Annotated in this window: 16 protein-coding genes; 7 read left to right on the top strand and 9 right to left on the bottom strand. The window is 35.3% G+C overall.

The window, feature by feature from the left end; translation table 11 throughout:
* Positions 1-193 precede the first annotated feature (193 nt).
* The 3 genes from QP953_RS02485 to QP953_RS02475 all read left to right on the top strand — a co-directional run bounded on the left by QP953_RS02485 (position 194) and on the right by QP953_RS02475 (position 3049).
* Positions 194-1009 (top strand): alpha/beta fold hydrolase, encoded by an 816-nt coding sequence (locus QP953_RS02485; RefSeq protein ID WP_309553850.1) that lies wholly within the window; start codon positions 194-196, stop codon positions 1007-1009.
* A gap of 81 nt (positions 1010-1090) precedes the next feature.
* Positions 1091-1903 (top strand): hypothetical protein, encoded by an 813-nt coding sequence (locus QP953_RS02480; protein WP_052597880.1) that lies wholly within the window; start codon positions 1091-1093, stop codon positions 1901-1903.
* Between the two features lie 84 nt (positions 1904-1987).
* Entirely contained in the window at positions 1988-3049 is a 1062-nt protein-coding gene (locus tag QP953_RS02475) for an FAD:protein FMN transferase (RefSeq protein ID WP_309553849.1), read from the top strand.
* A 131-nt stretch (positions 3050-3180) separates the two neighbouring features.
* Here QP953_RS02475 and QP953_RS02470 read toward each other — a convergent pair whose 3' ends face one another.
* The 3 genes from QP953_RS02470 to pyk all read right to left on the bottom strand — a co-directional run bounded on the left by QP953_RS02470 (position 3181) and on the right by pyk (position 6093).
* Positions 3181-3597, bottom strand: a complete 417-nt coding sequence (locus QP953_RS02470; RefSeq protein ID WP_052597878.1) for a hypothetical protein — start codon at positions 3595-3597, stop codon at positions 3181-3183.
* Between the two features lie 12 nt (positions 3598-3609).
* Positions 3610-4545, bottom strand: coding sequence for an N-acetylmuramoyl-L-alanine amidase (locus QP953_RS02465; RefSeq protein ID WP_052597877.1), 936 nt, complete (start codon positions 4543-4545; stop codon positions 3610-3612).
* A 114-nt stretch (positions 4546-4659) separates the two neighbouring features.
* Positions 4660-6093 (bottom strand): pyruvate kinase, encoded by a 1434-nt coding sequence (gene pyk, locus QP953_RS02460; protein ID WP_052597876.1) that lies wholly within the window; start codon positions 6091-6093, stop codon positions 4660-4662.
* Positions 6094-6548: 455 nt separating this feature from the next.
* Here pyk and QP953_RS02455 point away from each other — a divergent pair, with 455 nt between their 5' ends.
* Positions 6549-7571 carry an NAD-dependent epimerase/dehydratase family protein gene (locus QP953_RS02455; protein ID WP_052597875.1) on the top strand — a complete coding sequence of 341 codons (1023 nt, stop codon included), beginning with the start codon at positions 6549-6551 and terminating at the stop codon, positions 7569-7571.
* Positions 7572-7689: 118 nt separating this feature from the next.
* The gene (locus QP953_RS02450) at positions 7690-8187 is read left to right on the top strand and encodes a GbsR/MarR family transcriptional regulator (RefSeq protein ID WP_052597874.1); all 498 of its coding nucleotides are present in this window, start codon (positions 7690-7692) and stop codon (positions 8185-8187) included.
* A gap of 19 nt (positions 8188-8206) precedes the next feature.
* On the opposite strand, the gene recO is transcribed toward QP953_RS02450, so the two are convergent.
* Positions 8207-8935 (bottom strand): DNA repair protein RecO, encoded by a 729-nt coding sequence (gene recO, locus QP953_RS02445; RefSeq protein WP_052597873.1) that lies wholly within the window; start codon positions 8933-8935, stop codon positions 8207-8209.
* A 327-nt stretch (positions 8936-9262) separates the two neighbouring features.
* A complete protein-coding gene (locus tag QP953_RS02440; protein ID WP_309553848.1) occupies positions 9263-11602 on the bottom strand; it encodes a TonB-dependent receptor in 2340 nt (779 codons plus the stop codon).
* Positions 11603-11887: 285 nt separating this feature from the next.
* Between QP953_RS02440 and QP953_RS02435 the strand changes: the two genes are divergently transcribed.
* Entirely contained in the window at positions 11888-12346 is a 459-nt protein-coding gene (locus QP953_RS02435; protein ID WP_052597871.1) for a hypothetical protein, read from the top strand.
* A gap of 58 nt (positions 12347-12404) precedes the next feature.
* Here QP953_RS02435 and QP953_RS02430 read toward each other — a convergent pair whose 3' ends face one another.
* The 4 genes from QP953_RS02430 to QP953_RS02415 all read right to left on the bottom strand — a co-directional run bounded on the left by QP953_RS02430 (position 12405) and on the right by QP953_RS02415 (position 15516).
* Complete coding sequence (locus QP953_RS02430) at positions 12405-13058, bottom strand: hypothetical protein (RefSeq protein WP_156039802.1); 654 nt, start codon at positions 13056-13058, stop codon at positions 12405-12407.
* Between the two features lie 409 nt (positions 13059-13467).
* The gene (locus QP953_RS02425) at positions 13468-14022 is read right to left on the bottom strand and encodes a hypothetical protein (protein ID WP_052597869.1); all 555 of its coding nucleotides are present in this window, start codon (positions 14020-14022) and stop codon (positions 13468-13470) included.
* A gap of 279 nt (positions 14023-14301) precedes the next feature.
* Positions 14302-14838 (bottom strand): hypothetical protein, encoded by a 537-nt coding sequence (locus QP953_RS02420; RefSeq protein WP_309553847.1) that lies wholly within the window; start codon positions 14836-14838, stop codon positions 14302-14304.
* 102 nt (positions 14839-14940) lie between these two features.
* Entirely contained in the window at positions 14941-15516 is a 576-nt protein-coding gene (locus tag QP953_RS02415; protein ID WP_052597867.1) for a hypothetical protein, read from the bottom strand.
* Positions 15517-16010: 494 nt separating this feature from the next.
* Between QP953_RS02415 and QP953_RS02410 the strand changes: the two genes are divergently transcribed.
* On the top strand, positions 16011-16331 hold the full coding sequence (locus QP953_RS02410) for a DUF3467 domain-containing protein (protein WP_052597866.1): 321 nt from the start codon (positions 16011-16013) through the stop codon (positions 16329-16331).
* Positions 16332-16428 lie beyond the last annotated feature (97 nt).

Below are 16428 nucleotides of genomic sequence, written 5' to 3'. Positions count from 1 at the left end.
CTTATTAATTTAATTTTTTGTCAGTTTTTCGCAAAAGCAATAATATTGTCGTTTTTTGTGCTAAACAAGTACAGAATTATTCCTAGCGAATAATTAGTATCACCATTCAATTTGCAGGATAAAAAACAGCAATTTGATTTCTGATAACATCAACTTGTGATAATACTAAAAAAAATCAACCAACAATATATATATGCATATTTTTTATAACAACTCAAAAGTTGCTTACCAAAAAGTAGGACAAGGACAAACACTTGTTTTGCTTCATGGCTTTTGCGAAGATAGTACGATGTGGGCAGACTTTGTGCCTCTTTTGTCAAAAAAATACACCATTTTGACGATTGATTTATCTGGCTTTGGCAACTCTGATCTTTTGAAGGATACAAGTATTGATGGAATGGCTGATGCCGTGCTGGCTGTTTTAAGTGCGGAGAACACAAACTCATGCGCCTTAATTGGGCATTCTATGGGAGGATATGTTGGTTTATCCATTGCTCAAAAGGCTCCCCAAATATTAATCGGATTGGGACTCTTTCATTCTCACCCCTATAAAGATTCTCCTTCTAAAACAGAAAATAGGCTCAAAACAATTGGTTTTATAGAACGGCATGGTATTGCTCCTTTTGCGGGACATTTTGTCCGCAACCTATTTCCTCCCAAGTTTGTTGACAATAACAAGCTATTTATAGAGGAATTAATTCACAAAACCAGTATGCACCATTCGGATGCCGTTATTGCCGCTTCTCATGCCATGATTGATCGTTCTGACCGAACTGATGTCTTAACCAATTTAGCCTGCCCTACGTTATTTATAGTAGGAACACTGGATAATGCCATTGCGACTGAACATAGTTTAAATCAATTGAGTTTGCCTTCCATAGCTAGTGTTCATATTTTAGAAAACATTGGTCATATGGGGATGTTTGAAGCGCCTATGGAAACGCTAGAAATCATTGTAGATTTTATTGATTTTTGTAATTTATTTACCCTTGAACCATCAAAATCGTAAAACAATAGCAATCTATACACAGCATTCTCAAAGTAATTAGTGGGTTACTAAAACCTCAAGAAGTACTATAAAATAATATTTATGAAAATTTTTCTGTGTCTCTTATTTTTCGTTGCAATCAGCATTTCTGCTTGTACCAAAAAAGTAGATGGATGTATGCACCCGAGAGCTGTTAATTTTAATCCCGAAGCCGATGAGGATAAAAATGATGCTTGCCAGTATTACCAGTTAATTTTGCAAATGCAACATTTTGCCAGTTCGCTTCCTAACGATACTCTAAAATTTGGCAACTGGCTCTATGATGCCAACAACGAGCCTTTTTATTTAAGCACCATGAACCTTTTGGCGGGGGAAGTACACTTGGTCAAATCGGGTACCAACGAGGAAATAAAATCTCCTGAAACAGCTCCCTTTTTTAATGCCAATAGTACCCCCATTTATGTGGAAGATAATTTTTTTATCAGCACCTTAGAAGAATATGCTTATAACATTGCTGGATGGACAGAGTTAGGAGATTTTGACCGCATTCGTTTTAAGTTGGGCATTCCTGATGCCATTCGAGCAACCAATCCATCGTTGGTTAGTGAAGCCAATCATCCTTTGTCGACTACAGCTATCAGATATATGTATGATTCTACGTCTATGAATTATCTAACAGCTAAGATAGTGGTCGAACAACCCAACACCAATACAAAATTAAGCTTTGACTTTTTTGATTATATTCCAATAGAATTGCCGTATGCGGTAACAGCACAAGATGGTGCTAATATCCCCATTCGTCTACGTTTGGATTACTTAGCTTTATTTAATGGCATTTCGTTTAGCAATGATAGCCCAACAATCATAAAAGATAAGATTTCTCAAAACTTTACTACTGCCTTTTCTACCTATTAAGTAAGAGGTCAGAAAAATAATCCCATTTTTTGTTATTTTTTTGAACGATTACTTAGTCTTAACATTTTAATCAACACATTCACCATGCGTTTACTTTTCATACTTCTTCTATCTAGTTTATTAGGAGCCTGTCTTTCCACTAATCCAACCTCAGAGCAAGAATCAAAATTAAAGAAAGAACAATTTGTTGGTGAAACAATGGGTACTACCTTATCTATTGCCTATTTAGATAGTACAGGAATGGACTTTTCTCAACAACTTAGTGACTTGCTGATTGATATTAACAATGCTGTTTCAACTTATATTAAGACCTCTGAAATTTCTATTCTCAACCATGAAAAAGATTCCTTGTACGTTGCTCAAGATGGGCATTTTGCTCGAAATTATGCCCTAGCTCAGCAAATATACCAACAATCTGATGGGTGGTTCAACCCTACTGTTATGCCTTTGGTCAATTATTGGGGGTTTGGATACAAGGAAAAAAAGATGGTGGCGCAAACCAATTCTTCTACCATTAAAAACTTGTTGAGTTTGGTGCAGTTTGACTCTATAAAAGTGCAAAAGGCTGCGACTAATCAATTGTTATTCACCAAAAATATAGAAGGTTTAGAATTAGACTTTAGTGCAATAGCCAAAGGCGATGCTGTTGATCAAGTGGGTTTATTATTAGAGAGCTTAGGAATTGATAATTATTTTGTTGAAATAGGTGGTGAAGTTCGTGCTAGAGGAACTACTATTAGTGGTTTTCCTTGGCGTACAGGCATTCGTAGCCCAAGAGAAAATAGCTCCACCAAAGAGTTACAAGTTGCTGTTCAACTAGACGATCTATCGCTGGCTACTTCTGGTAACTATGAGAATTATTATGAAGACAAAAATACAGGTATGAAATATGCTCATACCATCAACCCCAAAACGGGATATCCTGAAAAAAATCAATTGCTCAGTGCTTCTGTTTTTGCTAGCAATTGCGCCACAGCAGATGCTTTTGCAACAGCATTTATGGTTATGGGCTTAGAAAAAGCATTTGAGTTGGCAAATGAGCTGCCTGAATTAGAGGCTTACTTTATTTACAGCGATACCAATGGCAATTTACAAGTAAAATACACCTCCAAGGTTGAAGACTTTATGCAATTGGGAAAAAAGTAACCCTATCAATCAACAAGTTCTTCTAGTTTTTCATTGATGAAAACCTATTTAGATGCTATGTTCAAGTCACAAAAGCCTGAAGATAGCATCTAAACGTACTCTAATATTTTCTTGGTTTTAATTGAGGTTGCCTATTCAGCAAAATGGCGCTGGTACAAATCTATACGCATCGCTGCAATGTGTTTGGTATAAAGCTCTATCGCCTCCTTGATATGATCAACCGTTAAATTATCGGTATGTGGAAAGTCCATTATTTGCATTAAAAAATCTTGGAACAAGGCATATTTACTCAATCCATGAAAATGTGCCTGCATCAATTCTTCCAAACAAGCCCCTCTATTTTCTTTTGGAAGTTCAAACAAAACAAAGTATAAAATCAAACTTGGAAAGTCAGGATTGACACTATTGTCTGCCACTATTTGCACTTCTACTTCTTGGTAAACAATTTTCCAGTTTCCAGGTCTTAATTGTTGGCTACTAGTTGGCTTTAACGCCTCAATTGCTAGCTCTATAGTAGTATGAAGCAGCTCTATTTTAGAGGTAATCATCTGCGTAATTTATCAAGGATTAATAATTTTATTCAATTCTTTTTTCACCCATTTTGCTGTTTTTAGACTAGCCGCTACTCGTTTTTTTCTATTTTCTGGTTTGATAATAAAATTGGCATCTGTTTTAGACGTATGGAAGCCCCATTCTTCTAAGATAGCCCCAAACCAATTGAATTCTTGCAAATCTGTTTCTCTCAAAATTTGAAAATTCACTTCAAAATCAACATCTCCATCTCCTCTAGTCTGCGCTCGATACTTCCAATTACTTTTTCCTATAGCAGCCTGAACATTTTCAAAATGTTGGGTTGCAATTTTATCAGAAAAGTTATTACCTCTCGTATTGAAAATCATAAACCCACGCGTCGCATCCAACTTAGCAGGCGTATTGCTACTAGAGATAGCGTTTGAATGAAAAGAATGCAGATAACCGTAATAACCTCTACGCAGCCAACTACGAACAATTTCTGTTCGTTGAGACAAAGAAGTGTCTTTGTAAGGATGATAGGTGCGTACACACATAATTCCTGCATCGGTACAAGCCTCTATAAATGATTCTGCAATCAAACGATTTTCATACCCTTCGTAGTAATGCCCTCGTTCGTGCATTTTTTCGCCCTTATGATACGCTCGTTTACCTGGCGTAACGTATTTTCCATTTTCATCAATACCTCCATGCCCTGCATCTACAAATACGACAAAGCGCCGTTTGCCAAAATGCAACAAATCAGAATTTTTATTGAACATAGCTCTGTAAACGACATCCAATTTTGCATTGGTTTTGGGACCAGCATGCCCATCTACCACCAAATCATATAAAGATTGAAACAAACGAACAGCAGCTTCGGTAGAGGGACCATAATCTCCATCAATAGAAAGGCTTCTGTTCAGCACCTTTCTCAATTTATATTGAAGTATTCTAACTTCAGGTCCTTTGTCTCCTCTTTTCATAGTAAAATGGTTTTTAAATTGTTTGTATTTTCACTTAAAATCTGCGATGAAGGCTTCAAAAAATGGAACATCATATTCCAAACACCCCGCTACAAAGTCATCATAACACCTCAACTACTCAATAACAGAAACTTTTAGCATATTGGTTTTCTTTCGTTCATGAAGTGGCATTGAGCCTGTATTGATAACAACATCTCCCGTTTTGAGGTGCCCACTTTCTACCAAGAGATTTTGAACATCTTTTATCGTGTCGTCTGTACTTGTGTATTTATCATAATAGAAACAGCGAATGCCCCATACCAAACTCAAGGTGTTCAACATATTTTCATCCGATGAAAAGATAAAAATACTCTGTTTAGGTCGGTAACTGGAAACCATAAATGCCGTATAGCCCGATTTGGTCATACCAATAATACATTTAGCATCTACTTGACGAGCAATTCGACAAGAGTTATAACAAATAGCGTCCGACAAGAAAGAATCTGATTTTTCAGAAGGCGTCAAGTGCTTGTAATAAATACTATCCATTTTTTCCGCCTCTGCAATAATATCATTCATTGCCTCTACAACCTTTACGGGGTGAATACCCATTGCTGTTTCGCCACTCAACATAACCACATCCGCACCATCAATGACAGCATTGGCAACATCTATAATTTCGGCACGGGTAGGTGTTGGATTTTTGATCATTGAATCCATCATCTGAGTAGCGACAATAACTGGTTTTGCCTTTTTGATGCATTTTTCAACAATCATTTTTTGTAGCATGGGCAATCGCTGCATGGGCACCTCTACACCTAAATCGCCCCGAGCTACCATTACCCCATCCGTGGCATCAATAATATCATCAATGTTATCAATTGCCTCAGGTTTTTCTATTTTAGCAATAATTTTCACCCTTGATTTTCTGTCTTGAATGCGCTTACGCAAATCGTGAATATCCTTAGGAGAACGAACAAAAGACAAGGCAATCCAGTTAAAATCATGGTCTAAGATAAAATCCAAATCTCTCAAATCCTTTTCAGTTAATGAAGGTAGACTAACATTGGTTTGAGGTAAATTCACACCTTTTCTAGAAGATAAAAATTCGCCATATAGAACTTCTAGTTTTACCTCATTAACGCCATTCGTTTCCTTTACCAACAACTGCACATTACCATCATCCACCAATACCTTTTCACCAACTTTTACATCCTGAGCAAATTGCTCGTAACTCATATAAATTTTTTCACTATTGCCAATACAAGGTTCATTAACAAAAGTCAAAATATCACCTTTTTTTAAGGGCATTTTACCATTTTCTATTTCCCCTACTCGAAGTTTTGGACCTTGCAAGTCGGCTAAGATAGAGATGTTCGTTTTGTATTTTTTATTGATGTATTGAATGTATTCAAACACTTTTAAATGACCTTCATGTGTTCCATGAGAAAAATTCAAGCGAAAAGCATCTACTCCTGCTTGTACCAATCCCAACAAAGTACTGTAGTTGTTAGAAGAAGGTCCTACGGTTGCCAAAACTTTGGTCTTTTGAAAATTACGGATTTCCATATTAAGTGATTATTTTTTTAGTAGTTTTAAGTTTGGGTTCTTGGTCAAATGATGTGCTGTTGCTAAGCAAAATAATTGGATATACAAAGACATGTCTTGTGTATATTAGACATTATCACGAATTAATTTGTATGGCTAAAAAATAGCATTTATCAAGAAACGAAATGTTTTCAAAACAAGGAACATATTTTAAAGGAGCTTTGTTTTATATTAAATGCACGATTCATTAACGTTTTTATTATAAAACAACAGTCATAAAATAAGAATTCTTTGAAGAAAGCCATTAGCTTTTCTCATTATTTTTTTATTGTGAGAACAATTGTTTAATATTAACCTCTTAGATGAACCACACAACAACTGAATTCAAAGAGTAATGAACTCCTAAAAAATCAAGCTGAGTTAATTTCTTACTATTGACATATAATAGACTATTGGGTACAGGAACATATAGAACAATGACAAACAAACACGTATTAGTTACAGGAGGAACAGGTTTTTTGGGTGCTTATCTTCTACACTACTTAGTACAAAAAGGTTATCAAGTTAAAGCGATCAAACGAAAAACAAGTTCGATGGATTTAGTTAAAGATATCCAAAATCAAATTGAATGGCTAGAAGGAGATATCTTAGATACACCTTTTTTGGAGAGCGCTATGACGGGGGTTCAACAGGTTTATCATGCTGCAGCGGTTGTTTCTTTTAATCCACAAGAAGCAGCTTTTATGCTTAAGGTCAATGTTGAAGGAACCGCTAATATGGTTAATACAGCGATCTACAAAGGCATCGAAAAATTTGTACACATTAGTTCTATTGCTGCTTTGGGGAGAAAAGAATTTCAACCGCATATCAATGAAGAGGCACAGTGGGAAAATTCTAAGGAAAATTCAAATTATGCCATTAGCAAGTTCAAAGCAGAGTGTGAGGTCTGGCGAGGAATGCAAGAGGGGCTTAACATCGCCATACTTAATCCTTCTGTCATTATTGGCGCAGGGCATTGGGATCAAGGTTCCTGTAAGCTAATTCAACGAGTAGCCAAAGGGTTCAAATACTATCCCAAAGGTCGTACGGGTTTTGTTGATGTTCGAGATGTGGCCAAAGCTGCTATTATGCTTATGGAAAGTACGGTTTCAGGGCAACGTTATATTGTCAATAGTGCTAACTGGTCGTACCAAAAGTTTTTTAGTCAAACGGCACAAGCCCTCGACCAACCTGCTCCCAATCAAGCTGCGGCACCATGGATGGTAAACTTGCTTTGGCGCGCTGAATGGTTGCGTTCCAAACTATTTCGTACCCAGCCACTATTAACTAGGGAAACTGCTCGCACCTCTCAATCTACTTACTATTATCATAATGAAAAGATTGTAGAAGATTTTGGATATGATTTTATTCCAATGGAAGAAACGATCCAAACAACAGCTAAGGTTTTTCTTGATTCTCAAAAAAAAGGTCAAAATTATGGTTTAATGCCACTTTCTTAAGTACATTTCCATTATAGAGTATTTAATGTGCTCTAGATTTACTTGGCGATTGATGAACTTCTACTTATTATACTTTCAAAAAATTTTGAAAATTAATTTTTTGATGTATATTTAAGGCATGGAATTAGACGAAGCAAAACAACGATTTATACAAGCATGGGGCACTTTAGGCTCTAATTGGGGGATTAACCGCACTATGGCTCAGGTGCATGCGCTTTTATTGATATCTGCCGAACCTCTTTGCGCAGATGACATTATGGACAAGCTTAAAATTTCTAGAGGAAATGCTAATATGAATATCCGTGCGTTGATTGATTGGGGACTTGTGTTTAAAGAATTAAAGCCTGGTGAACGTAGGGAGTACTTTATTGGTGAAAAAGATATGTGGAATGTTGTTCGTCAGATTATCACACATCGCAAAAAGAAAGAATTGGAACCTGTCCTAAAAGTTTTAGACGATGTGAGTGATATTGAAGGCAATAGTGCTGACAAAGAAGCGTTTCTAAATGTTATCAAAGATATACAACTGTTTGCATCCAAAGCGGATAAAACACTTGATAAATTGGTTAGTTCTGATGCCAATTGGTTGATGAAAACATTTATGAAAATGATGTAAAATACATTGTTCTGCTGTTCTAAGAAAATACTGTTTTTAGAACCAAAATGGAATTTAATTCTCCAAAATTTTCGATGTGGTACTGATAATAACGCAACATATCACTCAAAAAATCTCGTCGATCTTGATTGCTTAACTCTAATTGAGCACTTGCCTCAAAGTCTAATTCTAAAAATGCTGCTAACAAATGGGTGTTTTGAGGTGAGAAGTAATAATGATGCCCAGCTGGGATTTCTGGTAAAATCCGCCCCTCTGAATAATCAAACACACAATCTTCTGTCAGTGAATTAACAACTGAAAACAAGCCTAAATAAGTCGATAACTTTACTAAGAACCACACTGGAAAGTTGACAATTTTTGCCTCGGTTTGATCTAGTGTCTGATAGCAATTGAACAAAAACTGAAATAACAATGGATTCGATTCTGGTTCTCTCAACGTTTTCTGTGCCACTTCAGCCATAAATAACCCAATAGCACCTCTAGCAACATCAAAAGGTAACTGTTGATAAATATAACTTGGTTTGATTTCTTTGATTCGATTAATGTCTTTTTCTTCGTGGTGATATACGATCATTTCTACCAATGACATTGGCTGTACTAAGGCAGGGCTTATTTTGGAGTTTTTCTTGCGTACACCATTGATAATATAAGTTCTCAACCCTAATTCTGCGGTATAGGCATCGCAAATAACACTCGTTTCGGAGTATTTCACAGCTTTAACAATAAGTCCTTCTACTTTTTTTAGCATTTTAACTTGGAAGTAATTTTTTTAGTAATGAAGTTGTTTAAAATTAGTAGTTAGCTACGCTGCTACTTCGTGGTCGTTGATTAGCTCCCTGCGGTCGTGAGATCGCTATCGCTTAGTTGTTTACTTTTTTTACCAAAAAGACAAAAAAGCACATTTATATTAGTTTGATAATCAAATTTTTAACACAAAACACAACAGAGGCACAACTTACTGATTATCAAACTAATAAAGTTTACTTCGTGAGCGCTGCGCTTTTAGTTAGCTGCGCTGCTACTGCGTGGTTTCAACGAACTATTGTTAAAATGACATCTTGATAAAACTACTATTTTAGAATACATGACTGTATTTTAATGAAAAGCTACGTGGAGCTCCCATTTGCGCAGGACGACTAGCATATTCCTCATTGAGTACATTTTGAACGACAAGATTGATACGTTGTTTATCATTAAATCGATACCCTACTCTTATATCCCAAAGCCAATATCCCTTGTTATGTATCAACCTAAAATGCGACAATTTAGGGGTAATAAAATTATACTCAAACAAAGCATCAATATGATCCATAAAACTATTATAGGTAAGCGCAGTACCAAGTGTAAGACCCCACAATTCGGTTTCTACATCCATCCGAACCGTATGCATTCTTCTATATTTTAAAATGTTGGGATAATCTGCTCGTTCTACTCCTTCTGCAAATGTTCTAAACAATTCTCCAATAAAAACACCTGGGTCTCTTAATTTGCTCGTGTCAGCACTCAAATCACCAGGAAAACTATATGTATACCCTCCCCAAACTCTAATAGGAACTTTACCAATGCGAACTTCTCCTTGTGTGGATACTTCCCAACCTGCAATTCTAGCTTTGCTAATGTTCACAAAGCTAAACCCTGGTCCTTGGGCATAACTTCCCAACGAAAATTCGACCATATCATCATATTCCATCCAAAAGAAGGCGACATCTGCATATATTTTAATATTTTTTCCTCTAAAAATTCGTCGATAAGCCAACTCCGTTGACCAACCAGTTTCTGGGCGCAAATCTGGGTTGGGATAAATTCCCAAGAATGTTCCTGGAAGGCGTTCATTAAAATAACGTTCAGCCATAGATGGCAAGCGAAAACCTTGACCAAAAGAAGCTCTAATAAAATCGTTTGGACTTGCCTCATAGTTTAGACCAGCTCGAACAATAGGTAAAGCAGGTATAAAGCTAGTATCTACAACAAACCCTTCCCAACGGAGCCCCAATGTAGCTGAAAGTCGATTCCAAAACTTCTTATCTACCTGTGCATAGGCTGCAAACGAACCTCCTGTAAATAGCGCTCGTTCGGTATAATGTGCATTAACATCAGCAAAAAGAATACTATTTACATTTAAAAACTGCCCTCGTATACCTGCTGTGACAATCCAATCATTGGCGAAATTTCGCTGAAACTGATACTCTAAACTAAAAATATCCGCTTCCGAATCATCTCCTGGTTGTACCTTCGCTATTCTAAACCATCTAGCTCGTAAATCGTGCTTATTATCCAGTTTGTCAAAAGCTGTTAAATAGGGGTCTATTGTAATAGAATAATAGCGATCTCTGTAAATCGTATCTAGGTTTAAATAAGCATTACTTGCCATGTCTTTTGCCATAAAAAAGCGACCATCCTCATGATACATAATATTGCCATTAACCCCATAAGAAATACGACCATCGAGTTGGGGCACCCTAAACCTTGTATTAAAGTTAAATCGAAAACGGCGTTCATCCGCTCCTCGATAATAACCATTGCCCAGATGAACATTTCCACCTACAACTAAATCCACATTCTTGTGAAGTCGTTCTCTATGTGCAAAATAAAAACCTGAAAACATAGGTATTTCGGCTGCATTTACCTTGGGGTCAAACCAACGCATAGAATCTATTCTAGGTTGATCATAAATACCAGCATACATAGAAAATGCAGTGTAAGGTTGTGTTCCTTTGGGATAGGCTGTTCTTAGATTAATGACACCATTTAAAGCTCCTGAACCATACAATACCGATGCCGATCCTTTAATAATTTCAATCTGTTCGGCATTTTCTACTGGCATATAATTCCATTTCACATCACTCAACTCTGCCGAGAGCAAGGGTTGCCCATCCACTAAAAAAAGGACTCTACTACCAACACCATATGCATAGCCCGCGCCACCTCGAATGCTAATCTGACCATCTGTAATTTGTACTCCTGATGCCTTTTTTACAATTTCATCCAAACTAGTTACATTGTTACTCTCTATTTGCTGTTGACCTATAACATCAATTGACACCGTACTCTCTTCTAGCTTTTTTTCATAACGCCCTTCTGTTACAATCACCGTTTCCCCCATCAAAGTACCAACAGACAATGCTACATCTAATACAATGGGAGTTTGACCATCTACCACGACTTCTTTTTCGACACTAGTAAAACCAATATAACTAAATACAATCGTATGTGTTCCTTCTCCTAAACTTAGCTTATATTTACCATCCAGATCAGTTGTTGTTCCTTCTGTGGTCTCTTTGATACTAACGGTAACACTAATTAATGGCTCATTGCTTTCTGCATCTATGACAACACCCGACAGTAAACTTTGCGCTATTGTTGCCATTGGAGACATCCAAAGTAGAATAAAAATTAGTCTTGCTATGTCTTTCATACCTTATTTTATTATAATTACGCGCCTCTGAAATAATGCTCTGTGGATTACTCCAATAATTTTCTGTATTCTTCGTTTGATAGAATATCGACTTAGGGTCTAAGTCATCTCAAAATACGGCTTTATTAGCAAAAAAAACAATTTGCTGTTTTCATAGACTACATTCTTGGTCTAAATATTGAACTAAGAGCAAACTAAGTACCTCAAGAAGAAAGCAGAATTCGTTTAAATTAGATTTTGAGCTCTTGTTCGGTGCCTATTGATCAAATATTATAACATAAAACTATGAATCACTTAATAACCTTTTTACTCTTTTTTAGTTTAAGTACCCAAGTCTGGGCACAACAAAGCGACTTCCCGAAAGTCGTCAATGTAGCACAACGTAGCGAAATACTAGAGGAATTAAGTTCTCGCTACAAAAGTTCTCTCTTTTCTGCCTCGGATGCTGATTTTATTAAAACAACACAAAACTGGCAGCACATTTTGGTGGCAATAGAAAAATATGCCGAAGAAATTGATTTTGATTTGAAAGGTGTAAAAATTTGGATAAAAGTATTCTTTGCAAAGGATGGCAACCTTGACCACATTACGTATATCTTATCCGAAAATTCTATCAATATAGATACCATAGAGTTAGAAGCCTTTTTTCGATCTTTTATGAAAAACTATAAACTACCAGAATCCCACGAGCAAAAGTTTTCGTATGACGCACGCATCTTATTCCCTTTATACTTAATGCGTTAAAAAAAAAGGTTGAACTGTAATACAGTTCAACCCTTTAAAATAAATCGAATATAATACCTTATTCGGCGATTTCTACTCTTCTAATTAACTCTCTTCCCTCTTGCTCATTTCTCAGTTTAAAAATATATCCTCCTGGTTCCAAGTTAGCTACATTCAACGCTTTGTAATTGCTCCCCTCCTGAACTTGAAACTTATTATTGGCAACAACTCCAAACCCTTCCTCATCGTACATCATCAAAGTCAAATCTTGTGCATCATCTGACTTAATACCAAAAATAAAGCTTCCGTTATCGACAGGTTCGTCAGACATAGAAAACTCAACTGCTAGTTGGTTTTCTGAGTTTTCTGCTGCAATCAAAGCATTAAAAATACTCGTCACTAACTCTGTTGCTTCAACATTAGCCAATGCCTCACTTTTATTTTGGCTCAAGTCTTTGGTTAAGATATCCAAATCTTGTGGCTGGATTCCCTCTGGAAGCATCTCCATCGTAAATTTAAATCGAGGAACATCCTTTACTGTACTTACTTGGCTAGAGACGCTGCTTACAAGACGTTCTCTAAATGATTTGTTAACATCGAGGTCTACTGCTCTAGTTGTTGCATCAGACATTTTTGCTTTCTTCTCACAATCACACTCTTGTTGGCAAGAAGTTAATGAAAAGAATAATAAGCAAATAATAGACAGTGTCAGAAATTGTGTCGGTTTTTTCATCTTTGTTCGTTTTATGAATTTAAAACTGGTTTTAAGTAAGCTTCCAATTGAATTGGTTGGCTTATTAATTATTTGGGGGTATTTTATTTTAGCACTTAGCTGCGCTGTTACTTCGTGGTCGTTGATTTTTTATAGTTGGTAATGCTGCTATGTTGTAATTTTAGAAAACTACTGTTTTAGTGACTTCTTATCAACAAACAATAAGGTTAAGTTACTATTTTTATTATTATAAACAATAATATACAATAGTTATTTTATTCTATGCCTGTATCCAAAACACTGTTACCTCAAACTTTAAATATCTTCAAAATTTAACTATAAGTATTTCATCCTTTCATTCTCTACGATGAAAAAAAAATCTCCCTTCTCTTTCTAGAAGGGAGATTTCATATAATATATGTATTTTATATTATTTTGTTTCTGCAACTTGAACAACTCTGTTCAATTCTTTGCCCATATCGTCTTTCAAACGGAAGTTGTAAGCACCTGGCTCCAAAGATTTAACATTTAATGCTTTGTAGTTATTGCCTTCAGTTACTTCAAACTTATTGTTAGCAACCATAGCAAAACCTTCCTCGTCGTGCATTTCTAGTGTCAAGTTTTTAGCATCTTCTGTTTCGATACCAAAGATAAACATACCGTTTTCTACTGGTTCATCAGACATAGTGAAGTTTACATCTAGCAATTGAGCTTCTTTCTCTGCTCCCATCAATGTAGAGTTAATATTCATAACAGCTTCAGCATCCGCATCTTCTGAATTCATTGCTTTTGCAGTACCAACCATATCTCCAGCTTCGATTGTAATCATTTGACCGCGGAAGTTTACTTGCATTGCTTCACCTTGAGCCGCTCTAGTTGTTTCTGTATCTATATTTAGTTTATTAGTGTTGTTTTGGTCGCTGCAAGATGCAGTAAATATAATCACAAACAACCCTAGGACGAATAAACTTGTATACTTTCTCATAATTCTCTTTTTTAATAAAACTGTTTTTAATATTGATTAATGGTATAAAAGGGGAATATGTTACCGTATATCTATGTTGTTAATAGGTTTACATATACGTTTGTCTATATACTAAGTTAATTTTCTAAATTTAGAAAAACAAATTTTATCTTTATTTTTTCTGAAAAAAACTTTTTTTTCTTTAAAAATGTGATAAAAAACAAATCGTTACATAAAACAAATAGCAACAAATTTTCAAGTAAGATATAATGTTTTCTTACTTATAAGAACAAATTTTCTTTATTTTTGTTCATGGGCAATATCGACTTTTCTATTTATCTCTCTTCCTTTATCATCCCTAAGTCGAAAAACATAAGTACCATTTTCCATTCCACTTACATTTAAAGCTTTATAATTATTCCCTTCTTGTATATGAAACTTATTATTAGCAGTTAAGTGAAACCCTTCTTCATCATACATTTCTATCGTTAATATCTTATTATCAGCAGATTCTATTCCAAATATAAAGACTCCATTTTCGACTGGTTCATCAGACATAGAAAACTTAATATCCAATAATTCTGCTTCATTTTCTGCAGCCATTAAATTCCTATGAATATTTGTTAGCACGTTTTCTTCTGAGATCGTTCTCATTCCAGTAGGTTCCATAATTTCAAGGTTGGCAGCATCATATTCAAAACGCTCCTTTACCACATTTTGCCCTGTCACAGATCCTCCTACATTAACAGCTGTAGAAGCCATATGACTTGTTCCTGATTCACAAGACATTAGAGTCAAAGCAATAGAGCAAATAAAAAATGTACTTGTTATTTTCATATTTAGCATAATATTAATAAAAAAGTTATAAAAAAATCGGGTACACCTAATAGTGAGGTGTCCCGATTTGTATATTTTATAGGCAATTCTAATTTGCTCTAACTATTTTTCATTGCTGATGTTTACGGTTCTTACTAACTCTCTTCCTTCATCATCTTTTAGGCGGAATAAGTAATCTCCATCTTCCATAGAATTAACATTTAATGCTTTGTAATTGTTACCTTCTGTTACATCAAACTTGTTATTAGCTACTTTTGCATAACCTTCCTCATCATACATTTCCAATGTCAAGTTTTTACCATCTGGAGATTCAATAGAAAAAATGAACATACCATTTTCTACTGGCTCGTCAGACATAGAGAATTTTACCTCTAGCAATTGAGCTTCTTTTTCAGCTCCCATCAATGCAGCATTCATATTCATAATATCCTGAGCATCTGCATTTTCTTGGTTCATTTGTTCCATTGCAACGGTTTCCATTGCCTCTAAATTTACGTCAATATCAGCTAGAGAGAAACGGTCAATAGTTTGATGAGTTTCTTTAGCACCACGATGGGAATTCAAATCAATTTTATCAGCACTTGCTACTGTAGCACTTTGAGTTGGGTTAGCATTATCACAAGAAACAGCGAATAAAACTACTGCCACTAGCATGAGTAATTTTGACATATTTTTCATAATAAGATTGTTTTATAAATGTGAGGAGTTTTTGTTATTTTGGTAATTAATGTTGTAAAATAACGAAACGTTACCTCTGGGACAGAAAAAATATTTTTTTTATTGCATTTTGCAATGTCTACAAAAAATGCACACTTAATATATAGCTTTTCAGAGGATTATGCAAGTTCATTCTATAAAATTATCATAAAAAAAATGGATTAAAAGTCGTTTCATTCTCTTTTGAACTCGCCTATTTTGTTTCATTAAACTCTTAAAGAAAATATACCGACTGGGTCAAAGCTTAAATTCTACTATTTTTTTCCGTATTTTGGTCTTGTATCTATTGTAATGAATCCCAATAATGAAAATTATTTATATTATATAATCAATACTTTGTGAGAAAATCGTATTAATTTGATTATATCTATGAAATCTATAAGACTATCCTCAGCATAGGTCTAAATTATTCCATCATAAAAGAATCGAATAGGTTCTTTAAAAGTTAATTGTTCATGAACGATCATCAACCAAAACAAAACGAAATTAATATTGAATTATCTGAAGAAACAGCAGAAGGTGTTTATGCAAATTTGAGTATCATTTCTCATTCTAATTCTGAATTTGTTCTAGATTTCATTCGTTTGGTTCCTAATGTTCCAAAAGCAAAGGTCAAATCTAGAGTTATCATGACACCTCAACAAACCAAGCGTTTGATGTATGCCTTGAGAGAAAATCTAAAACGCTATGAAGCTGCCAACGGACCTATTAAAGATGTAGATCTGAATACCAATCCATTTCCAATGAATTTCAATACTCCAAAAGGACAAGCTTAACCACAGCCGACTCTTGTTTAGAAAATTACTTTTCTGTGGAGTTGTTCAATACTAAAAGAGTTGATAAATCCTGTACAACAAGCTTTGTATGGGATTT

Source organism: Aureispira sp. CCB-E, from assembly GCF_031326345.1.
GTDB lineage: Bacteria > Bacteroidota > Bacteroidia > Chitinophagales > Saprospiraceae > Aureispira.
This window is presented reverse-complemented; position numbering and strand designations above follow the sequence as displayed.